This is a genomic window from Amycolatopsis sp. NPDC051061, assembly GCF_040682935.1.
In the GTDB taxonomy this organism is placed as follows: domain Bacteria; phylum Actinomycetota; class Actinomycetes; order Mycobacteriales; family Pseudonocardiaceae; genus Amycolatopsis.
The window spans coordinates 136,534-157,261 of sequence record NZ_JBFBBZ010000019.1; the positions used below are offsets into that span (position 1 = coordinate 136,534).

General features: G+C 71.4%; 18 protein-coding genes and 1 pseudogene. 10 read left to right on the top strand and 9 right to left on the bottom strand.

Going from position 1 to position 20,728, the window contains the following annotated elements:
- Nucleotides 1-66: 66 nt before the first annotated feature.
- On the top strand, nt 67-3,252 hold the full coding sequence (locus AB0N03_RS25705; protein ID WP_364376623.1) for a TIM-barrel domain-containing protein: 3,186 nt from the start codon (nt 67-69) through the stop codon (nt 3,250-3,252).
- Nucleotides 3,253-3,555: 303 nt separating this feature from the next.
- Here AB0N03_RS25705 and AB0N03_RS25710 read toward each other — a convergent pair whose 3' ends face one another.
- Both AB0N03_RS25710 and AB0N03_RS25715 read right to left on the bottom strand, forming a co-directional pair.
- Entirely contained in the window at nt 3,556-4,101 is a 546-nt protein-coding gene (locus AB0N03_RS25710) for a DUF305 domain-containing protein (RefSeq protein ID WP_364376626.1), read from the bottom strand.
- Nucleotides 4,098-5,030 (bottom strand): DUF1996 domain-containing protein, encoded by a 933-nt coding sequence (locus AB0N03_RS25715; RefSeq protein ID WP_364376629.1) that lies wholly within the window; start codon nt 5,028-5,030, stop codon nt 4,098-4,100. Before AB0N03_RS25715 ends, AB0N03_RS25710 begins: the two co-directional genes overlap by 4 nt.
- 213 nt (nt 5,031-5,243) lie before the next feature.
- On the opposite strand from AB0N03_RS25715, the gene AB0N03_RS25720 reads away from it, so the two are divergent.
- The 5 genes from AB0N03_RS25720 to AB0N03_RS25740 all read left to right on the top strand — a co-directional run bounded on the left by AB0N03_RS25720 (nt 5,244) and on the right by AB0N03_RS25740 (nt 10,143).
- Complete coding sequence (locus AB0N03_RS25720; protein WP_364376631.1) at nt 5,244-7,376, top strand: discoidin domain-containing protein; 2,133 nt, start codon at nt 5,244-5,246, stop codon at nt 7,374-7,376.
- A 264-nt stretch (nt 7,377-7,640) separates the two neighbouring features.
- The gene (locus tag AB0N03_RS25725) at nt 7,641-7,790 is read left to right on the top strand and encodes a hypothetical protein (protein ID WP_364376634.1); all 150 of its coding nucleotides are present in this window, start codon (nt 7,641-7,643) and stop codon (nt 7,788-7,790) included.
- Nucleotides 7,791-8,006: 216 nt separating this feature from the next.
- On the top strand, nt 8,007-8,441 hold the full coding sequence (locus tag AB0N03_RS25730; protein ID WP_284749814.1) for an XRE family transcriptional regulator: 435 nt from the start codon (nt 8,007-8,009) through the stop codon (nt 8,439-8,441).
- A gap of 19 nt (nt 8,442-8,460) precedes the next feature.
- Nucleotides 8,461-9,045, top strand: coding sequence for a hypothetical protein (locus AB0N03_RS25735; RefSeq protein WP_364376637.1), 585 nt, complete (start codon nt 8,461-8,463; stop codon nt 9,043-9,045).
- 9 nt (nt 9,046-9,054) lie between these two features.
- A complete protein-coding gene (locus tag AB0N03_RS25740) occupies nt 9,055-10,143 on the top strand; it encodes a hypothetical protein (protein ID WP_364376640.1) in 1,089 nt (362 codons plus the stop codon).
- Nucleotides 10,144-10,430: 287 nt separating this feature from the next.
- On the opposite strand, the gene AB0N03_RS25745 is transcribed toward AB0N03_RS25740, so the two are convergent.
- Both AB0N03_RS25745 and AB0N03_RS25750 read right to left on the bottom strand, forming a co-directional pair.
- Complete coding sequence (locus tag AB0N03_RS25745; RefSeq protein ID WP_364376643.1) at nt 10,431-10,943, bottom strand: 2'-5' RNA ligase family protein; 513 nt, start codon at nt 10,941-10,943, stop codon at nt 10,431-10,433.
- A 16-nt stretch (nt 10,944-10,959) separates the two neighbouring features.
- Nucleotides 10,960-11,379 carry a hypothetical protein gene (locus tag AB0N03_RS25750; RefSeq protein WP_364376646.1) on the bottom strand — a complete coding sequence of 140 codons (420 nt, stop codon included), beginning with the start codon at nt 11,377-11,379 and terminating at the stop codon, nt 10,960-10,962.
- A 155-nt stretch (nt 11,380-11,534) separates the two neighbouring features.
- Here AB0N03_RS25750 and dinB point away from each other — a divergent pair, with 155 nt between their 5' ends.
- Nucleotides 11,535-12,725, top strand: a complete 1,191-nt coding sequence (dinB, locus tag AB0N03_RS25755; RefSeq protein ID WP_364376649.1) for a DNA polymerase IV — start codon at nt 11,535-11,537, stop codon at nt 12,723-12,725.
- A 201-nt stretch (nt 12,726-12,926) separates the two neighbouring features.
- Here dinB and AB0N03_RS25760 read toward each other — a convergent pair.
- A pseudogene (locus tag AB0N03_RS25760) lies at nt 12,927-13,703 on the bottom strand (class I SAM-dependent methyltransferase); the annotation flags it as partial.
- Nucleotides 13,704-13,854: 151 nt separating this feature from the next.
- Here AB0N03_RS25760 and AB0N03_RS25765 point away from each other — a divergent pair.
- From AB0N03_RS25765 to fdhD, 3 genes are all read left to right on the top strand, one after another.
- Nucleotides 13,855-14,265: an Lsr2 family protein gene (locus tag AB0N03_RS25765; RefSeq protein ID WP_364376652.1), complete on the top strand. Its 411-nt coding sequence runs from the start codon at nt 13,855-13,857 to the stop codon at nt 14,263-14,265.
- 800 nt (nt 14,266-15,065) lie between these two features.
- Complete coding sequence (locus AB0N03_RS25770; protein WP_364376655.1) at nt 15,066-16,376, top strand: OFA family MFS transporter; 1,311 nt, start codon at nt 15,066-15,068, stop codon at nt 16,374-16,376.
- A 1-nt stretch (nt 16,377) separates the two neighbouring features.
- The gene (gene fdhD, locus AB0N03_RS25775; protein ID WP_364376658.1) at nt 16,378-17,211 is read left to right on the top strand and encodes a formate dehydrogenase accessory sulfurtransferase FdhD; all 834 of its coding nucleotides are present in this window, start codon (nt 16,378-16,380) and stop codon (nt 17,209-17,211) included.
- Here the strand turns inward: fdhD and AB0N03_RS25780 are convergent.
- The 4 genes from AB0N03_RS25780 to sucC are packed head-to-tail and all read right to left on the bottom strand — an operon-like array spanning nt 17,199 to nt 20,644.
- Nucleotides 17,199-18,191: a LysR family transcriptional regulator gene (locus AB0N03_RS25780; RefSeq protein ID WP_364376661.1), complete on the bottom strand. Its 993-nt coding sequence runs from the start codon at nt 18,189-18,191 to the stop codon at nt 17,199-17,201. The two genes, fdhD and AB0N03_RS25780, sit on opposite strands and share 13 nt — an antisense overlap.
- Nucleotides 18,191-18,616, bottom strand: a complete 426-nt coding sequence (locus AB0N03_RS25785; protein ID WP_364376664.1) for a carbonic anhydrase — start codon at nt 18,614-18,616, stop codon at nt 18,191-18,193. The genes AB0N03_RS25780 and AB0N03_RS25785 overlap by 1 nt, the downstream gene beginning before the upstream one ends.
- Nucleotides 18,616-19,497, bottom strand: a complete 882-nt coding sequence (sucD, locus tag AB0N03_RS25790; protein ID WP_364376667.1) for a succinate--CoA ligase subunit alpha — start codon at nt 19,495-19,497, stop codon at nt 18,616-18,618. The genes AB0N03_RS25785 and sucD overlap by 1 nt, the downstream gene beginning before the upstream one ends.
- 1 nt (nt 19,498) lies before the next feature.
- Entirely contained in the window at nt 19,499-20,644 is a 1,146-nt protein-coding gene (sucC, locus tag AB0N03_RS25795; RefSeq protein WP_364376670.1) for an ADP-forming succinate--CoA ligase subunit beta, read from the bottom strand.
- Between the last annotated feature and the right edge of the window lie 84 nt (nt 20,645-20,728).

Sequence of the window (20,728 nt, forward strand, 5' to 3'; positions counted from 1 at the left end):
GCTGGGTCCCTCTGACCGGAACGGAGTTCCGCCGTGCGGACGAGAGCAGTGAAAACTCTCCATCTAGTGAGCACCCTGGCGGTGGTCGCGGCCGTCGTCACCGTCTCGGCCCCCGCTGAAGCCGGACCGGCGACGCGGCAAACGGTCACCGCCGGCAATGCGCGCTTCCAGGTGCTTTCCCCGACCTTGATCCGCACGGAGTACGCCGGTGACGGCCGCTTCACCGATGCCGCCACGTTCAACGCCGTCGGCCGCGGGGCGTTCACGCCGACGCAGTACACCTCGACGACGTCGAACGGCGTGCTGACCATCCGCACCAGCGCGACGACCCTGACCTACCAGCTGAACTCCGGGCCGTTCGACTCCGGGAACCTCCAGATCCGCACCACGGCGGGCGCCGCGCCGGTGACCGCGGCGCCGTGGCGTCACCTGACCTGCGCGGTCGGCGCGCTGTGCGAGGCCGAAGACCTGACGGCCGACGGGCTGGGTGTCGCCACCGACCACCCCGGCTACACCGGCGAGGGCTTCCTGGCCGGGTTCGAAAGTGCCGGCACCTCGGCCACGGCGGACGTCCTCGCCGCCACGGCCGGGACCTACCACGTCACCGCCCGGTTCGCCAACGGCGTCGGCGGGGACGGCCAGCACGTCACGCGCACGCTGAGCGTGTCCGTCGACGGCGGTGCGCCGCAGAAGCTCAGCCTGCCCACAACGGCCGACTGGAACAGCTGGACCACCGCGTCGGTCCCGGTCACCCTCGGCGCCGGCCGGCACAACCTCCGCCTCGAGCGGACCGCGACCGACTCCGGCAACGTCAACGTCGACGCCCTCGCGGTGCTGTCCGCCGGAGCGGGTTTCCCGCCCGCGTCGGCCCGCGCGTTCACCGGCTGCGCCCTGGACGTCAGCTGCGAGGCCGAGTCCGGCCTGCGCACGGGCTCGGCCGTCCTCGCGACCGACCACCCCGGATACGCCGGGCGAGGGTTCGTCGCCGAGCTCAACCGCGGCTCGTCGCTGACCCACCGGGTCGTGGCGGTCCCCGCCGCCGGCACGTACCAGCTGGACGTCCGCTACGCCAACGGCACCGGCGGCGACGGCGTGCACGCGACCCGGACCGCGACGGTCGCGGCGTCCGGCGTGACCCGGACGCTTTCGCTGCCCGCCACCGCGGACTGGAACAGCTGGGGGACCGCGTCGGTCCCGGTCGACCTCAAGGCCGGCACGAACGACGTCGTCCTCGGCTGCCCGGACGACGCGAGCTGCCACGTCAACCTCGACACGGTCGCGGTCACCCGCACCGGGGCCGCGATCCCGGCGCCGCACCTCACGCTCGGTGGCTACCGGCGTGGTCTCGACGGGGTCAACGGCGACAACGGCACGCCGTCGCTCACCGAAGGCCTCCTGCACTCCGACGGCTGGTACCTGCTCGACGACACACCGTCGGCCCTGTACGACACCTCCGCCGGCAAGGTCACGCAGCGGCCGTCGCACGGCGGGAACCCCTACCAGGACGGCTACATCTTCACCTTCGGCCACGACTACAAGGCGGGCCTGCGGGACCTGGCGACCCTGACCGGGCCGTCGGAGCTGCTCCCGCGGTGGGTGTACGGCGTCTGGTACTCGGAGTACTTCGACCGCACCGCGGCCGACTACCGCGACAACATCCTGCCGAAGTTCCGCAGCGAGGGCGTGCCGCTGGACGTCCTGGTGACCGACACCGACTTCAAGGCGCCGGACACGTGGAACGGCTGGCAGTTCGACAAGAACAAGTTCCCGGACCCGGCGGGCTTCTTCGCCTGGTCGCAGTCGCAGGGCCTGCACAACACCCTGAACATCCACCCGAGCATCATGGGTTCGGACCCGCAGTTCGCCCGCGCGCAGACGACGGCGAAGGGCAAGCTGGCGAAGTCCGGGTGCGGGACCGACTGCTACGTCTTCGACTGGGGCGACCCCGACCAGCTCAAGGCGTACCTCGACCTGCACGGCGACATGATGAAGCAGGGCAACGACTTCTGGTGGCTCGACTGGTGCTGTGACTCGGCGAAGTCGAGCCTGCCGGGCGTCACGCCGGACTCGTGGATCAACCAGAAGTACGCCGACCTGGCCGCTCCGGCGGTCGAGCGGGGCTTCGTGACGTCACGGGCGTACGGCTCGCTGCAGGCCGGCGGGTACGGCGGCCCGGTCGGGCTGCCGACGGGACCGTGGGCCGACAAGCGCAGCACCGTCCACTTCACCGGCGACACGTCGTCGACGTGGGGCACGCTGCGGATGGAGGTCGGGATCACGCCGGCGGAGTCGGCCGCCACCGGCCTGTCGCCGATCAGCCACGACATCGGCGGGCACAACGACACGACCGGCCTGCCCGGCAGCGAGACCTACACCTCGGGCGGGCAGCAGCACCGGACGGTCAAGCTGCCCGACGACCTGTACGCGCGATGGGTCCAGCTCGGCGCGTTCCAGCCGATCGACCGGCTGCACAGCAACCACAGCGACCGGCTGCCGTGGCAGTACGGCGACGCGGCGAAGGCGTCGGCGACGAAGTTCCTCAACCTGCGCGAGAACCTGGTGCCCTACACCTACACGCTGGCGCAGCAGGCGGCGGCGACGGGCGTGCCGGTCGTGCGGCCGACTTATGTGGAGTACCCGGACGAGCCGGCGGCGTACGCGGCGGCGTCGAGCGAGTACTTCTACGGGCCGGACATGCTGGTGGCGCCGGTGACCTCGCCGGGAACCTCGGCGACGACGTCGGTCTGGTTCCCGCCGGGGCAGTGGACGGACTACTTCACGGGCAAGGCGTACGCCGGCGGCACGACGCAGCAGGTGACGTCGGACCTCGGGACGATGCCGGTGTTCGTCCGGGCGGGCGGCATCGCGGTGACGCGGACGGCGGACGTCCCCAACGACGTCCAGAGCCCCTTGGACAAGGTGACGGTGACCGTGGCGCCGGGCGCGTCGGGTTCGTTCTCGCTGTACGAGGACGACGGCACCTCGGCCAAGCACAGCGCGACGACCCGGATTTCCTACACCGAGCGGCACGGTGCCCACACGGTGACGGTCGCGCCGTCGCAGGGCGGGTTCCGGGGCCAGGTCGCTTCGCGGGAGTGGACGGTCAAGTTCCTCGGCGTGCCGTCGGCACCTTCGCGGGTGCGCGTCGGCGAGGGCTGGGCGCCGTCGCGGACCTGGAAGTGGGACGCGGCAACACAAACACTGACGGTGACGGCCCACGGCGGGCGAGGGCCGGTGACCGTGACGTACTGAGACTACCGGCGGGCGGAGCCGGTATGGCCGTCGAGGCCACCACGTGGGGTGGTGGGGGGGGCCGGGGCCGCGCCGCCCCCCCGGGGGGGGGGGGGCCCCGCCCCGGCGCCGGCTCGGCCACCCTGTGGGATGAGTGGCCTCCACGGCCCGATCCGTCGTCACGTCGACGCGCGGTTCGGGCCGCTGCTCGTGGGGTCCGCGAAGTGCTCGTGCGGTGGGGGATGCGCTGAACGCAAGTCCGTGAATGACCCAGGGACTTCCCTCCCTGGGGCATTCACGGATGTTGTGTCGCTGTCGATCGGGTCAGGCCGTTTTCTCCAGCACCCGCTCCTGTCTCGAGCCGTCCGCGCCGACCTCGCCGGCCAGCCGCTTCGTCTCCGCGTCGGCGCCCGAAGCCTGCTCGCCCTTCGCCAGGACGACCAGCTGCGCCGCGTGGGCCCGCAGCAGGGCGACCAGCCTTTGGTCGAACTCCGCGCCGCTTCCGGTGCGCAACGTCACCAGGTCCGCCGCGGTGACCATCCCTGGCATCCGGTGTCCACTGTGGACGTCCGCCGCCGGCAGCCCGGCCCGGTCGCGGGCCGACTTCAAGCGCGTCAGCAACCGCTCCGCCGGCGCCGCGACCGATTCCGCGGCCGTGCGCACCGCCGGGCTGGCCGTGCGCTGCGGCGCCAGCCGGGCCGCCGACAGCGCGTTCTCCGTCATCGGCACCACCAGCTGCAGCCACGCCACGTCCGTCGCGTTGAAGGGAGAGGACGGCGTCGCGGGGCCGGCGGTGGGGGCGGGGCCGGTGGTGGCGCACCCGCCCATCGTCGCCACCACCGCCGCCCCCACCAGGATCAGCCGTCTCACGGACGGCCGGGCAGCCGGTAGTTCGGCCCGAGCACGGTGCCCCGGTCCGGCTTGTACAGGTCGAATCCGCGCGGGTCGCATTGGAGCCCGCCGTTGATGCAGTGCGTGACCAGCGCGGCGAGGGTCGGCGGGTCCCACGCGTTGAAGAAGTCGTAGTGCCACGAGTAGCCGCGTCCGCTGGCCAGGTGCACGCCGGACATGTCGCCGCTCACCGGGAACGCCATCTTGAACTCCAGCATCGGCACCGCCACCGGGTGGTCGCCCGGGCACGTCAGTGTCGCCCGGTCCGGGTACGCCAGGTGGCTCTTGTGGTCGGCCGAATCCAGGTGGACGCCGTCCCAGCAGCTCGGTGCCTGGTAACGGATGTTGAGCTGGCTGCCCTCGGTGCAGTGCACCGGGACATCCCAGTTGTGGAAGCTGTCCCCGCACTCCCAGCCTTCGATAGCGCCGGGAGCGTGCTGGAACTCGTCCTGCGTCGCCGTGACGCTCCCGGCGACGTAGCGCAGGCCGGGCGGGAACGGCACGACCTTCGTGTAGTCGAGGATGCCGGACTTGTAGTACACGACCTGCGCGAAGTTCGGCAGCACCACCTGGTTCCCGTTGTACACCGTCGGGAACCAGTACGCGGACAGGTCGTCCGGCGCCAGGCACGTCGTGTTGCCGACGCCCGCGTTCTGCAGCGACTGCAGCGTGGTGGTCGCGTTGGTGGTCTTGTTGCCGAGGAACGTGTGGTCGTGCGAGGCGCCGGGCAGCCCGGGGAAGACGATCGGGTCGTCCGGCTGGTGGTGGCTGGGGGAGCAGTTGACCTGGAACTCGTGGTGGGTCACCAGGTCGTCGGCTCCGGCGGGCGACCAGGTGGCCGCGGTCATCAGGGCGCCTGCCAGCACGGTGGCGGCGGTGCAGGCGAGGAGCGCGGCTTTCGTTGCCAAGGGTCCTCCACGGTGAGGTGCCAAGGATGGGAGAGCGCTCTCCCACAGCATGCGCAGCGAGCCCGCGCTGTGTCAAGGAGCACCCGGATCAGCCGTCGGACAGGCATTGTCCGATTCTCGGCCGAATCTTGACAACGCGGGGCGAGGTGACGAACCATCGGACGCGCTGGAGAGCGCTCTCCAATCTCCGTCCCCTGTCGTACGGGAGTCATCGTGGACCGACCGTCGCTCCTCCGTGCCGTTCCGGCGCTGGTGGCCCTGCTGGTGCTGGGGCTGCTCGCCGGCCCGTCCCCGGCGCACGCCGCCACGCTGCTTTCCCAAGGCAGACCCGCGACGGCGTCGAGCAGCGAAGGCGCGGGAACCCCGGCGTCGGCGGCTGTCGACGGCGACGCCGGCACGCGCTGGGCGAGCGCCTGGAGCGACCCGCAGTGGTTGCAGGTCGACCTCGGCGCGCCCGCGGACATCAGCCAGGTCACCCTGAACTGGGAAGCCGCCTACGCGACTGCATACGAAATCCAGGTTTCGGACAATGCCGCGTCTTGGCAGACTGTATACAGTACGACGACTGCGGTCGGCGGTATCCAGAATCTCGCCGTCACCGGTCATGGTCGTTACGTGCGCTTCTACGGCACTCACCGCGTCGGCGGCTACGGGTACTCGCTTTGGGAGTTCCAGGTCAGCGGCACGCCGGGCACGTCGACGCCGGGCGGCCCCGGCGTCACGCGGGTGACCGGTAGCCAAGGGAACTGGCAGCTGACGGTCGACGGGATACCGTGGACAGTCAAGGGCCTGACCTGGGGCCCGCCGGTCGGCGAAGCGGCCACGCGGATGCCCGAGCTGCACGCGATCGGCGTCAACACCGTCCGCACCTGGGGAACCGACGGCACGACCCAGCCCCTGCTCGACGCCGCCGCGGCCAACGGGATCAAGGTCGTCAGCGGATTCTGGCTGCAGCCGGGCGGCGGTCCGGGCAGTGGCGGGTGCGTCGACTACACCACGGATACCGCATACAAAAACACGATGCTCGCCGAGATCCAGAAGTGGGTTACTGCCTACAAGGCAAACCCCGGCGTGCTGATGTGGAACGTCGGCAACGAGTCGATCCTCGGCATGCAGAACTGCTACTCCGGCACGCAGCTGGAGCAGAACCGGATCGCCTACACGCGCTTCGTCGACCAGGCCGCACAGGCGATCCACGCCATCGACGCGAACCACCCGGTCACCTCGACCGACGCCTGGACCGGCGCGTGGCCGTACTACAAGGCGTACGCACCGAGCCTCGACCTCTACTCCGTCAACTCCTACGCCCAGGTCTGCCAGGTCAAGCAGGACTGGCTCGCGGGCGGCTACACGAAGCCGTACATCATCACCGAAACCGGGCCGGCCGGCGAGTGGGAGGTGCCGAACGACGCGAACGGCGTGCCGGCCGAGCCGACCGACCAGCAGAAGCGCGACGGGTACGTCAACGCCTGGAACTGCGTGCTGGCCCACCCCGGCGTGGCGCTCGGCGCGACGCTCTTCCACTACGGCACCGAGGGCGACTTCGGCGGCGTCTGGTTCAACATCACCACGGGCAACGAGAAGCGGCTGTCCTGGTACGCCGTCCGCCGGATCTACAGTGGACAGACGGGCGGCAACACACCGCCGGTGATCTCGTCGATGAACCTCAGCCGCAGCACCGACGTCCCGGCCGGCGGCACGTTCACGCTGACCGCCGGGGTGTCCGATCCGGACGGTGACCCGATCGCCTACACCATGGGTTACAACAGCAAGTACATCAACAACGCGGCCGGGCTGATCCCGGCGCAGTTCACCGGGAGCGGGACGTTCACCGTCACCGCGCCGCAGCAGCTGGGCGTCTGGAAGATCTACCTCTACGCCCGGGACGGTCACGGCAACGTCGGCATCGAGACGCGTTCGCTGCGCGTGGTCGCCCCGCCGGTGCCGGGCACGAACCTGGCCCGCGGCGCGGTGACCACGGCGTCGACGTACCAGGCCGACGGGCCGGGCGCGCCCTACCCGCCGCAGGCCGCGACGGACGGCAACACCGCGACGCGCTGGGCGAGCGCGTGGGCCGACCCGCAGTGGCTGCAGGTCGACCTGGGCAGCCGGCAGGCGTTCGACCACGTCCAGCTGGTCTGGGAGTCGGCCTTCGGGAAGGCGTACGAAATCCAGGTCAGCGATGACGCGGCGAACTGGCGGTCGGTGTACGCGACGACCTCGGGCGACGGCGGCGCCGACGACCTGGCGATCTCGGCCACGGCGCGGTACGTCCGGATGTCCGCGACCCAGCGCGGCACCGCATACGGCTACTCGCTGTACGAGTTCGGCGTCTACCGCCGGTGAGGCCCAGCCGGAGATGAAGCGGAAGAGGTGACTCGCGCGGTCGGCGCCACCGGGCTGAAGGTCCGGTGGCGCCGACCACCGCGCGAGATGCCCGCCTGATCACGCGAGCTGCCCGCTCAGTCACGCGAGCTGCCCACCAATCACGCGCGACGCCCTCTCGCTTGCACCAACCTGCCTCGCGCCGAGCGCGCAGCCGTCCGAATCCCTTGCCGGGACGGTACTTTTGCCGCACCGCGCCCACCAATCCGCCCCTACGCTCCCACCATGGCGGACACCCCCGCGCGCGTGGTACCGCTTTCTCGCGCCCGTGGCTGGACCTCGGTCGAGTTCTCCGCCGGCTGCGTCACCGACGACGCGGTGCCGGGCCTGCGCGACGACTTCACGAAGCTGGCCGCGGCCTTGGGCGTGCGCTGAGGTGGGGCGGCGCGGCGGGAACGGGGGCCGGGCGCGTGGCCACCCCCAGCGGCCACGTGACTTCGCCCCGCGGCCGCTGCGCCACCCCGGGCTCCGGTGTCCTGTTTTCGAAACACCGAACGGGAGTATCGTAGTCTTTCCGGGACAGGATGTGTCAAGTTTTCGGTACAGCTACGCTGACGGTTGTCACGTTTCCCTGACTGAAGGTGGTGTGTGGTGAGTGACGAGCGCAGTTTCGCCGAACGACTGGCGCACTTGATCGCGACCGTGCACCCGCCGGACCGCAAGCCGTACTCCTACCGGGAGATCGCGCACGGCGTCGCCGAGCAGACCGGGGTGACGATGTCGGCGACCCACGTCCAGCAGCTCGCCGTCGGCGCGCGCAAGGATCCCAAGCGCTCGCACATCCAGGCCCTGGCCCAGTTCTTCGGCGTGCCGGTGACGTACTTCTTCGACGACGAGGTCGCCGGGCAGGTCGACCGCCAGGTCGAGGACGTCGTCGCGTGGCGCGACACCGAGGCGCGGAACCTGGCGCAACGTGCGATGCAGCTCTCGCCGCGCGACCGCGAAACCGTGACGGCGCTGCTCGACCAGCTGGCCGGCTACGACGAAACCCGTCGTCGCGACGGCCGGCGCCGGAAGCCGGAGTGACCCCGGGAGGTCGGCTACGATGACCTCGTCCGTGATCGCGCCCCGGTGCACCCGGCTGGCGCACGGCGACCGGGGAGGACCCATCGACGGCTTGAGGGACCTTCGAGCGGGTGCCCGTGCGCGGGTGCGGACCGTGCTCGCCGCGGTCCCGGTGCCCCGGCCGTGGTCGATGAACGTCTGGGTCGACCGCCTCGAGGCCTGGCGCGGGCGCGAGATCGACCTCGTGCCGGTCGAGTACCGGCCGGGACGGCCGTCCGGCGCGTGGCAGGCCCGCCCGGACTACGACCTGATCGCCTACGTCGAGCACACGTCGGCGCTGCACCAGGACCACATCATCGCCCACGAGCTCGCCCACGTGCTGTGCGCGCACACCGGGACGTGCCAGATGTCGGAGTCCGAAGCCGCGCAGCTCGCGCCGGACCTGGCGCCCCAGGCGCTTTCCCACCTGCTGACCCGCGTGACGACCGGCACCGACGAGTACGAGGCCGAACTGATCGCCGTGCTGCTGATGAGCGCGGCGACGAGCGAACCACCCGCCGTTCAGCCGGGCGCGTCCGGCCGGGCGGCGGATCAAGCTAGGCGGCTGGCGGCACTCCTGGGATAGTCGCGTCTCGTGATCGACATTCTGTTCGTCGGAGTCGGGCTCTTCGCGTTGGCCATCGGGATCTGGCGGGCGGTCCGCGCCCGGCGCACCGGCGCGGGCGCCGGGCTGGCCGTCTCGCTCATCGCGCTCGGGGCGGCGTTCTGCTTCCTCTCCAACCGCGCGCAGCTCTTCGAGAGCGAGATCTACCCGAGCCTCGGACGGCTGTTGTCGAACCTCGCGACGATGGTCGCGGCCTACGGGATCGGCCTGACGGTCGCGGAGATCAGCGGCACCCGCGACCGCGGCCGGCGCACCCGGCTCGTCGCGCTGGGCGTGGCGCTGACGCTGCTGACCGTGATGTTTTTCAGCACGGCGGGGTTGCCGCGCGGCGTCGGCGTGTTCGACGAGCTGTACCGCACGCACCCGACGCTGGTGATCTACGTCTTCGTGTACACGGTCTACCTCGGGTTCGCGGTGCTCGACATCGGCGTGGTGGCGGCCGTGACGATCCGCGTGAGCGGTGGTGCGCTGCGCGCCGGGCTGACGTTGCTGCTGCTGGCGTCGGCGTTCGCGGTCGCGTACCTCGGCGGGAAGATCGTCGCGACGATCCGGGCGCTGCAGGACGACCACCCGGTGAAGGCGTTGTGCCGCGGGCCGTTCTCGACGCTGCCGTGCACGCTCGACGTCGGTTTCCCGGCGGTTTCGGTGCTGCTGATCGTGGTGGGGCTGACGATCCCGTCGGTCCCGGGGCTGGCGGCCGGGCGCCGCGACGCGAAGACGCTCCGCCTGCTGCGGCCCTTGCGCGCGCACTTGACTCGGCGGTTCCCGGAGATCGTCCGCATCGACCCGGGTGGGGCGTCCCGCCGCGAGCGGTTGCTGACGGCGATGAGCGAGACGAACGACGGGTTGATCTTGGCGGGGGCGACGCCGGAGCTGCCGGCCCCGGCGGCGGCTCGGCTGGTGCGGGACTTGCCGGACGAGCCGGGGGAGGAGGAACCGCCGCCGGTCGCGCAGGCGGAGCCGTTCGCCGCGGACGTGACGCGGCTGCGGGCGATCGCGCGTGCTTACCGGAAGGTGGACCGTGAGGCGGTGGGCGAAGTCGCCAGGCCGGTGCGGTGACTTCGTGGCGCACCCGCCGCTTGGTCACGGCTCGTCGCCTTATCGCACTTGCCGCGGCCGCACTCGCCGCACTCGCCGCACCTGCCTCTGCCTGCTCAGGTGTACTGAATCCGGTAACGCATCGGGTTCAAAGGCGTACTGACTACAGAAATGTAGTCACTTCGCGGCGGGGGCGACTACGAAGGTGCATCCATGATAAAGATGAAGTAACTGCGAAAGTGTAGTCGCTTCACATCCGCACTCGCTACCCAAAGGCAACCACTACACAAGTGGCCCGGGTAGCCGGTTCACCCGTCGAAAGGCGCTTCGATTCGCGGCTCCCACCCGCGTTCGGTGAGTGCCACTAACTGCAACGCCGTCGCACAAGCGGTGAGCGGCAAGAGTGGCCGCACTTCATCGGCCACCCGAGAAAGAATCTCCTCGTCACCGCCCATCGCGACGGTCACGTGCGCCGACGGGCGAGGCCCGAACCGTCCCCCATAGGGCAGCACCCCAGGCCAGCGCGAGCACACCGCATCGGTGACCGGCTGAAGCGAAGGAGCCGGAAGCGCCGCAAAACCAGGCGCGGCAAGGAACTCGTCAAGCCGCACCTCGATCGGCGAAACCCCGGAGGCGAGCGACCGAACCGCGGCAAGAACCGAGGAGGTCAGCGAGGAGTCCGGCAAGAAGGGGTACAACGCGGTCACGTGCGCGGGCAACCCGGGGCGGACCAGAGCGGGGTCGACCCGCCGAGCGGCAGCCAGCACGGGTTCGGCGGCGGGCAAGAGGATCACCAGCGCGGTGGTTCCGGGTTCGGGCACCCCCGCATCATGGCAGTCAGGCGGCGGCGCTCTCCGGGAACCGTCCCGCCCGGGCCAAGACGAGGCTGCGCCGGCACAGCTCCACGAGTTCCAGGTTCGCGCGGCTGCGCGGGCTGTGGCCGCAGAGTCCGCAGAGGATCGTCACGTCGCCGCTCAGCTCGTCCACCGCGACCAGCGCCTGGTGGTCGCAGCTGCGGCACCAGCGGTAGCCGATCGCCGGGTTCGTGTGCACCGGGGACGAAACGCAGTCGTGCAGCCAGCGGCGGTGCGTGCGGCACGTGACGCGGTCGGTCGGGTCGATCCGGCCGGCGTCCTCGGCGCGGTCTTCACCGGTCAGCGTCGAAGCCAGCAGTGGCTGCCGCGCCGCGGCGGGCTGATCCTGCGGGTTCGGACTGGCCCACGCGTGGTGGTCGCCGCATCGGCACTTCTCGGACATGTCGCCCCCAGTGGTCGGGTCGTTCGATCCGTTGAGTGTGACCGTGGCAACACTGGGTGGACAACCGGGAAAACGCTCAGTTTCGACCAGCGGCAGGGGTTCCGCGGCGGACGGATGAGCGGACTTCGGCGCCCGGGTATGCGAACATATGTTCTATGACCGACGAGGGGCCCATCCTGCACGCCGACCTCGATTCGTTCTACGCGTCGGTGGAGCAGCGCGACGATCCGGCGCTGAAAGGGCGCCCCGTGATCGTCGGCGGCGGGGTGGTCCTGGCCGCGAGTTACGAGGCCAAGGCCTATGGCGTGCGCACGGCGATGGGCGGCGCGCAGGCTCGCCGGCTGTGCCCGCACGCGGTCGTCGTGCCGCCGAGGATGTCGGCCTATTCGGCCGCGAGCAAGGTCGTCTTCGAGGTCTTCCACGACACCACGCCCTGGGTGGAAGGCCTCTCGATCGATGAGGCGTTCCTCGACGTCGGAGGGTTGACCAGGATCGGCGGACGGCCTGGTGACATCGCCGAACGGCTGCGCGCCGACGTCGCCGAGCGCGCCGGGCTGCCGATCACGGTAGGGGTTGCGCGGACGAAGTTCCTCGCGAAGGTCGCCAGCCGGGTGGCGAAGCCGGACGGTCTGCTCATCGTCCCGCACGACGCGGAGCTGGAGTTCCTGCACCCGCTGCCGGTCGGCGCGCTCTGGGGCGTCGGCAAGGTCACCGCCGAGAAGCTGCGCGCGCGGGGGATCACGACGGTGGGTCAGCTGGCCGCGTCCGAGCCGGTGGACCTGGTGAGCATGCTCGGGCGGGCGGCCGGCGGGCACCTGCACGCCCTGGCGCACAACCGGGATCCGCGCCGCGTCGAGCTCGGTCGGCGGCGCCGGTCGATCGGCGCCCAGCGGGCCCTCGGGCGCGGCCGGCGGACCCCGGCCGAGCTCGACGTGGTGCTCGTGGCGCTGATCGACCGGATCGCCCGCCGGCTGCGCGCCGCCCGCCGCGTCTGCCGGACCGTGACGATCCGGCTCCGCTTCGCCGACTTCACCCGGGTCACGCGCTCGCACACGCTGAACGAGCCGACCGCGGGCACGGGCGTCCTGCTCGCCGCGACGCGGGAGCTGCTCGTGGCCGCGCTGCCGATGATCGCCGACCGTGGCATCACGTTGCTGGGCGCGGCGCTGTCCAACCTGGCCGACGAAGACCCGTTCCAGCCGGCTCTGCCGTTCGAGCGGCAGCGGGCGACGCAGCTCGACACAGCGCTGGACGCGGTGCGCGACCGGTTCGGCAAGGCGGCGGTCACCCGGGCGGTCCTGCTGGGCCGCCCGGACGACCTGGAAGTGCCCCTGCTGCCGGATTGACGCGGAATGGCTCAGTTTCCGCCGTCGGCGATTCCGGGCCGATCGGGAATGCGGGCGTGGGCCGGCGCGGAAAGCGCGGCGGGCCGCAGCGCGTCGGTGCGGTTCCACAGCCGCGCGTCGACGCTCTCGCGGCCGGCCCGCCAGTTCGACGACTTCGAAACCGGCTTCGCGCAGGAGATCGGCCATGGCCGCGGGGGAGAGGAAGGTGCGCCACGGCTCACCCTGTTCCGCGGCGACCGGCGCCACCGCCGCGGCGTAGCCGTTTCCGGCCGCGTCCCGCAGTTCCGGGGGAAGCAGGTGATCGGCCACGATTTCCGATCCGGGTGCCAAACCGCCGAGATCCGTCAATGTGGCGAGAATCGCCTTCCGGGTCAGGTACATGGTGACACCGAGCCAGCTGACGAACACGGGGTGAAACGGGTCGAGTCCACTCTGGACGAGCCGTTCCCGGAGCGGATCGGCTTCGAAGTCGACCGGGACGAAGGTGACGGAAGCGGGCACGGCGACACCGGCGCCGTCGAGCAGTTCTCGTTTGGCGGCCTGGGTCGCCGACCGGTCGACCTCGAACATGCGAAATCGCGCGGGTGCGTCCCGATACGCGAACGAATCGAGTCCGGCACCCAGAATCACATACTGGTCTATACCGGAATGGGAGCGCCGGAGCCTGTCTTCGGTGAACCGGCTGCGGCACACCGCTTGGGCACGGGCGCCGGCCAGAACGGGATGCGTGCCGTGGAGGTAGTGGTAGGCCAGGAGTTCTTCGGCGCGCTCGCCGAGGACGGCCGCGGCGAGCGTGTCGGAGAACACGACCGGCTCGGTGTCGACGAGCAAATGTGCCGCCCGAGCGGCGGCCGCGGTGAAGGCGGTGCGGCTGACGCGGGAGCAATACCGGAAAAATCGGCGGTGGCCATGATGATACGGTATCGATTCGATTTCAAACATATCACAAACACAAATATTTGACAAGACGGCGCGCATTTCGGCTCGGTTGCGGTCACCCTGGACGAGGGTGACGCGGTCGCCCGGGCGGCCATTGTGGACGCTTCACGGGTGTCGCGCGTGCCGGGCGGGATTCGACAGGTTAGGGTCTGTCCGACCGTGTTCTGGAGAAGATGAGGAACGACGAACCATGGCGCAACGGGTGCACGTCGAGATGGTGGACGACCTCGACGGGAGCGAGGCTTCGCAGACCGTCCCCTTCAGCCTCGACGGGGTGACGTACGAGATCGACCTGTCCGAGGGCAACGCGTCCACGCTCCGGGACGAGCTCGCCCGCTACGTCGCCGTCGCGCGGCGGACCGGGGGCCGCAAGGTGCGCCTCGCGACCGGCCAGTCGCTGTCGGGCTCGTCGAGCTCGGGCACCGACCGCGAGCGCAACCGCCAGATCCGCGAGTGGGCGCAAGCCAACGGCTACGAGGTCGCCGAGCGGGGCCGCCTGTCGAGCGAGATCATCGCGGGCTTCGAGGCCGACCAGGTCGCGGCGGCCGAACCGGCGGAGGTCAAGCCGGCGCGCAAGCGGGCCTCGCGCAAGAAGGCCTGACGCCGGAACCGGTTGCCGGACAAGGAACTCCGCGCCGCGATGCTGGGTGATCGCGGCGACGGCGGAGTTCGGTAGCGGTGTTTCGCGCGCTTGGGGTCGGGGAGATCCCAGCGCGCGAAAGGCGCGAAAGGAGCATGGTCGGGATCCGGCCCGCTCCGCCGGCCGCGCGGCCGCCATCGTGGTGCTCAGCGGCATGAGCGCGTTTGTTTGTTTCCCACTGCGGCGGCTCTTGTCTGACGCTTTCGCCGGGGGCCTTCGCTTGAGAGGCCCGGGTTTCGTCCTCTCGCGACCGCAGTGGACCTCTTGGCCGGTCGGCGATGAGCGCTCCGCCGCTGGACTGTGAAGCAGTTCCCCGGCGACTGTCCTGATCGGCTTGCCGTGCGGTGAGTCGCTCGCACTCCGTCGCGTGTGGATCTTCCGTCGGCCCGGTTCGGTGCACCCGCGTCGTGGTGCCGGCGCCAAAAGCTGCGGCAAGCGGATATTTCCCAGCCGGTAAAGCTTGTCGAGGGTCGCTCCGATGGCCAGACTGGCAGTGCTCCGCGCGGCCGGTACCGCGCCGGAGCACGGCCCGGTGGCCGCCTCCTCCCTCGATGGCCACCGGGCCGCCTTCGTCCCATCGCCTCGGGCCACTGTTCGCACACTGCTGCCGCGGCGAGCCGCATCCCTTGCCGCGACGCACTGTCCCCCTGGCGTGCGACCGTTCGGGGCTTTCTGTAGACAATCGACCGCAACAAGCGCACACTCAGACTACTCCATACTGCATACAATCTTCAGTCGAGAATCCTGAGGAGGCGGTCACGATGACCGAGGTCCGCGAGCTCCGGGACGTCTACGGACGGCGGTACCGCGTCGGGGAGTCCGACCGGGAGCTGCTCGGCCGGCCGCGGACGTGGATCACCTGGCTGTCCGCGGCGGCGATGCTCGCCGCCGGGGTGCAGCAATACGGCTTCGGCGCGATCGTCCCCGCGCTGAGCCGGGCGCACGGCTGGACCTTCGGCGGGATCGTCCTCTCGCTCGCGTTGTGGGCGATCTGCCAGGCCGGGATCGCTTTTCCGGCGGCGTGGCTGCGCGAACGCGGCCTGCTGCCCGCGCCCGCGGCGATGGCCGCCGGCGCGGTGCTGTGCGCCGCCGGGCTGGTGACGCTCGGCCACGCGACCAGCCTGCTCACCGTCTTCCTCGGCTACTCCGTGCTCGGCGGACTCGGCACCGGCCTCGTCTACGCGACCTGCGTCGGCGCGGTGCTCGCCTGGTTCCCGGACCGGACCGCGCCCAGCGCGGGCCTGGTCAGCGGTGCGTTCGCCTACGGCAGCGTGCCGTTCGTGGTGCTCGCCGCCGCCCTGCCGGCCGCGCGGCCGGCGCTTCTGGACGTCACCGCGGCCGTCGTGTTCGTCGTGATCGCCGGGTGCAGCGCGCTGCTGAGGTACCCGCCGCGGCACTGGTGGCCCGCGACGCCCGAACCGCGCGCCTGGGCCCTCGACCGGGCGCACAACCGGCGGCCGGCCGTCCGCCACTACCGGCCGGCCGAGCTGTTCCGGTGCGGGACGACCCTTGCGCTGTACCTCGTCGTGGTGCTCGCCGCCGCCGTGCTGCTGTTCGACCTCGCCTACCTGGCGACGTTCGTCGCCGAGCGCAGCGGGCCCGGGCTCGCCGCGGCCGCCCTGGCGCTGCTCGCCGCGGCGACCGGCAGCGGAAGGGTGCTCATCGGCCGGCTCGCCGACCGGATCGGCCGGCACCGGATCCTGCGGTTCGCGCTGCTCGCGGGCGGCGTCGCCCAGTTCGTCCTCTTCTACTCGGGCGAGCACCGGCACGCGGTCGGCCTGCTGCTGGGCGTCGCGCTCGCGGGGCTCGGGAACGGCTGCTGCTACACGCTGCTGGTCGGGCTGGTGCGCGAGTACTTCGGCGAGGAATCGGCAGCGCAGAACTTCGGGATACTGTATTCCGCCAAAGCGGTGGGTGCGGTCGTCGGGATCGGGCTCGCGGCGCTCGTCGTGACGTCGCACGGGTTCGTCGGCGCGTTCGCGGCGGCCGGCGTGCTGAGCCTGGCCGGTGCGGTGCTGTCCGGGCGGCTGACCCAGCCGGGCCGGCCCAAGTCGCTGCTGCCGGCGGCCTGACGTGGGGCGGATGACGAGCCGGCGCCGGGTGCTGCGCGTCCGCGACGGCGTGGCCACGGCGCGGCCGGACACGCTGACGGTCGAAGAACCGCTCGAGATCCGGGTGGCGGGGAAAGCGCTGTCGATCACGATGCGGACCCCCGGCGACGACTTCGACCTCGCCGCCGGGTTCCTGGTCGGCGAGGGCGTGGTGCGGTCGGCCGCGGACTTGCACTCGATCCGCTACTGCGCCGGTGCCACGGCCGACGGCGGCAACACGTACAACGTGCTCGACGTCGTGCTCGCGCCGGGCGTCGCGCCGCCGGACGCGTCGGTGGAGCGGAACTTCTACACGACGTCCTCGTGCGGACTGTGCGGCAAGGCGAGCCTGGACGCGGTCCGGACGACGGTGACGTGGCCGATCGAGGCCGACCCGTTCGGCACCGACCCGGCGACGCTCGCCGGACTGCCCGACGAACTCCGCGCGGCGCAACGGGTTTTCGACCGCACGGGCGGCCTGCACGCGGCGGGACTCTTCGATACCGACGGGAAGCTGCTGTGCCTGCGCGAGGACGTCGGCCGGCACAACGCGGTGGACAAGGTGGTCGGCTGGGCGACCCGGGACGGCCGGCTGCCCCTGTCCGGGACGGCGCTGATGGTGAGCGGGCGGGCGTCGTTCGAGCTGGTGCAGAAAGCGGCGATGGCCGGGATCCCGTTGCTGGCGGCGGTTTCCGCACCGTCCTCGCTGGCGGTGGACCTGGCCGCCGAACTGGGGCTGACGCTGGTGGGTTTCCTGCGCGGCACGTCGATGAACGTCTACACGCGACCCGACCGGCTCGGGCTTCAGCCGAGCTGAGCGAGCAGCGCGGCGACGGCGGGGGAGTGCTCGCCCCGGTGCACGGCACCGAGCTGCCACGGCGGCGGGCGGTCGAACCGCCGGACGGTGAGGTCGGCAAACCGCGCGGCGGCGGAGGCGGGCAGAACGCACCCGGCCAGCCCGGCCCGCACGAGCCCGGCGGCGACGGCGAGATCATCAACCTCGAGCGAGAGCCGTCGGCAGGGAAACGCGCGGTCGACGGCTTCGCGGATGGCCCAGCCGCGGGGGAAGTCCACGAGGGACAGTTCGGAGAGGTCGGCGGGAGCGGAAGGAGAACCGCCGGGCGCGGTGACGAAAACGAGCTCCTCGCCGGGGAGCGGGGTGGTGACCAGCTCGGAAGCGAGAAGTGCGGCGGGGGCGGGGGTGGGGGTGGGGTGATGGGCGGGGCCGGCCGGGTCGGATGCGGGAACCCCCGGCGCGAGGTCCTGCGCGGCTGATCCGGCCGCGGAACCGTTGAGGCTCGCGAAATCGCGGCCGGCACCCGAGGCGACCAAGGCCCCCGCCGAAACCGCCGAAGACCCACAGCTCCCGGCCACCGCCAGCACCACGTCCACCGTGGACTCGGCCAGCAGCCGGCCCACCTCGCCGGCCTGAACCTGCCGGACCTCCACCGCCAACCCCGGGTGCGCCTGCCGCAAAGCCGCCAACACCCGGTGCCAGTCCGACAGCAACCCCGGGCACACCCCGAGCCTTACCCGGCCGCACACCGGGGACACCGCCGCCCGGGCTCGGGCCGCCGCCTCCAGGGCGGCCCGCGCGGCGGGCATGAAGGCCTCGCCGGCGGGCGTCAGGACCACCCGGTGCGTCGTGCGGTGGAACAACGGTGTGCCCAAGTCCCGCTCCAGCGCCCGGACCACCGTGGATACTGTCGACTGGACCGTCCGGAGCCGCTGTGCGGCCGCTGTGAAGCCGCCCTCCTCGGCTACCGCCACCACCACCGCCAGCTGACGCAGCTCCATCACGACACCTCGTCGAGCACGCCGGTCCGCTCGTCGAGGACGTAGCCGCGGACGCCGTCCGTATGGGGCAGGAACGGCGAAGCCCGCAGCCGCGCGATGCACTGGCGGACGTCCTGGGCCGGGTCGGTGAACGTCTCCGCCGCCCAGCCCGGCCGCATGCCCGTCGACGACTCCAGCCGGCGCGCGAACTCCGTGTCCGTGAACGTCCGCATCCCGCAGTCGCGGTGGTGGATCAGCACGATTTCGCGCGTGCCCAGCAGGTGCTGGCTCACCGTCAGCGAGCGGATCGCGTCGTCGGTCACCGCGCCGCCCGCGTTGCGGATCACGTGCGCGTCGCCCTCACCGAGACCGAGCAGCCGATGGACGCTGAACCGCGCGTCCATGCACGCGAGCACCGCCAGCTTCAGCCGCGGCTTCGCGGACATCAGCCCAGCACCTCGCGGACCAGCGTCGCCGTCTCGCTCGGCGTGCGCCCCACGCGGATGCCCGCCGCCTCCAAAGCTGCCTTCTTCGCCGACGCGGTTCCGGCCGAGCCGGAGACGATCGCGCCCGCGTGGCCCATCGTCTTGCCTTCCGGAGCGGTGAACCCGGCGACGTACCCGACGACCGGCTTCGACACGGTGGCCCGCACGAACTCCGCCGCGCGCTCTTCGGCGTCGCCGCCGATCTCGCCGATCAGCACGATCAGGTCCGTCTCCGGGTCCTTTTCGAACGCTTCGACGGCGTCGATGTGCGTCGTCCCGATGATCGGGTCGCCGCCGATGCCGACGCACGTCGAAAACCCGATGTCCCGCAGCTCGTGCATGAGCTGGTAGGTCAGCGTGCCGGACTTCGAGACCAGGCCGATCCGCCCCGGCCCGGTGATGTCGGCCGGGATGATCCCGGCGTTGGACTTGCCGGGGGAGATGATGCCCGGGCAGTTCGGCCCGATGATCCGGGTCCGCCCGCCCGCCGCGACGGCGTGCGCCCACAGCCGGGCCGTGTCGTGCACCGGGACGCCCTCGGTGATCACCACCGCGAGCCCGATCCCGGCGTCGACGGCCTCGACCACGGCGTCCTCGACGAACGGCGGCGGCACGAACAGCACGCAGACGTCGGCGCCGGTCGACGCGATCGACTCCGCGACACTGCCGAACACGGGCAGCGAACGACCCGAGATCTCCACGTCCTGCCCCGCTTTGCGCGGGTTCACCCCGCCGACGACGTTCGTGCCGGCGGCCAGCATCCGCCGCGTGTGCTTGGCGCCTTCGGAGCCGGTGATGCCGGAGACGACGATCCGGCTGGTCTCGTCCAGGAAGATGGCCACGTCAGACCTCCGCGATCGCGAGCTTCGCCGCCTCGCGGGCGGCGTCGTCCATGGTGGCCACCACGGTGACCAGGGGGTGGGCGGCTTCGGCGAGGATCCGCCTGCCTTCGGTGACGTTGTTCCCGTCGAGCCGCACCACCAAGGGCCGGGTGGCGCGAGAACCGAGGATGTCCAGCGACCGCACGATCCCGGTCGCGACGGCGTCGCAGGCGGTGATGCCGCCGAAGACGTTGACGAACACGCTGCGCACCTGCGGGTCGCCGAGGATCACGGTCAACCCGTTCACCATGACCTCGGCCGAAGCGCCGCCGCCGATGTCGAGGAAGTTGGCCGGTCCGCGCGCGCCGGCCTCCGCCGCCGCCGCGGCCACCACGTCCAAAGTGGACATGACCAGGCCGGCGCCGTTGCCGATCACGCCGATGTCGCCGTCGAGCTTGACGTAGTTGAGGCCCAGGGAATGCGCTTCCCGTTCCAAGGGATCGCCGTCCAGCGGGTCGTCGTAGGAAGCGGAGCGGCGGAAGGAGGCGTTGTCGTCCAGGGTGATCTTGCCGTCGAGCGCGACGATCCCGGTCGACGTACTGGCCAGCGGATTCACCTCGACGAGCGTGCAGTCCTCGGCGACGAACACGTCCCACAGCTTTTCGACGACGCCGGCGACCTCACCGCGGACGTCGGCGGGGAACGCGGCGGCCACCGCGGCCGAGTCGACGCCGGAGAGGGGGTCGACGGGGACCCGGACCAGGGCGTCCGGCCGGGATGCCGCGACCTCCTCGATCTCCATCCCGCCTTCGGTCGACGCCATCGCGAGGAACGTCCGCCCGGCACGGTCGAGCAGGAACGAGAGGTAGTACTCGTCGGCGATTTCGCTGGCCTCGGTCACCAGGACGCGGTGCACGGTGTGGCCCTTGATGTCCATGCCGAGGATGTCGTCGGCGGCCTGCTCGGCGTCGTCGGCTGTCTGCACTACGCGGACGCCGCCCGCCTTGCCGCGGCCGCCGGTCTTCACCTGCGCCTTGACCACCACCGGGCCGCCGAGCTCGGCCGCCGCGGACCGGGCCGCGGCGGGATCGGCGGCGACCCGGCCGCGGGGGACGGGTACGCCGTGCTTCTCGAAGAGATCTCGGGCTTCGTGTTCGAAGAGGTCCATGCGGGGGCGTCCTTTCCGCGGCGGGGCTGGGCAAGGAGGTCCGCCGTGTCCGGGCGTGCGGTGACGGTCCGCGGGGGCCGGATC

What these genes read in the sequence shown, in the direction of transcription:
- AB0N03_RS25765 (WP_364376652.1), top strand. Translation starts at nt 13,855, where the DNA reads ATGGCGCAACGGGTGCACGTCGAGATGGTGGACGACCTCGACGGGAGC.
- AB0N03_RS25780 (WP_364376661.1), bottom strand. Translation starts at nt 18,191, where the DNA reads ATGGAGCTGCGTCAGCTGGCGGTGGTGGTGGCGGTAGCCGAGGAGGGC.
- dinB (WP_364376649.1), top strand. Translation starts at nt 11,535, where the DNA reads ATGACCGACGAGGGGCCCATCCTGCACGCCGACCTCGATTCGTTCTAC.
- AB0N03_RS25735 (WP_364376637.1), top strand. Translation starts at nt 8,461, where the DNA reads ATGACCTCGTCCGTGATCGCGCCCCGGTGCACCCGGCTGGCGCACGGC.
- AB0N03_RS25725 (WP_364376634.1), top strand. Translation starts at nt 7,641, where the DNA reads ATGGCGGACACCCCCGCGCGCGTGGTACCGCTTTCTCGCGCCCGTGGC.
- AB0N03_RS25785 (WP_364376664.1), bottom strand. Translation starts at nt 18,616, where the DNA reads ATGTCCGCGAAGCCGCGGCTGAAGCTGGCGGTGCTCGCGTGCATGGAC.
- AB0N03_RS25750 (WP_364376646.1), bottom strand. Translation starts at nt 11,379, where the DNA reads ATGTCCGAGAAGTGCCGATGCGGCGACCACCACGCGTGGGCCAGTCCG.
- sucC (WP_364376670.1), bottom strand. Translation starts at nt 20,644, where the DNA reads ATGGACCTCTTCGAACACGAAGCCCGAGATCTCTTCGAGAAGCACGGC.
- AB0N03_RS25770 (WP_364376655.1), top strand. Translation starts at nt 15,066, where the DNA reads ATGACCGAGGTCCGCGAGCTCCGGGACGTCTACGGACGGCGGTACCGC.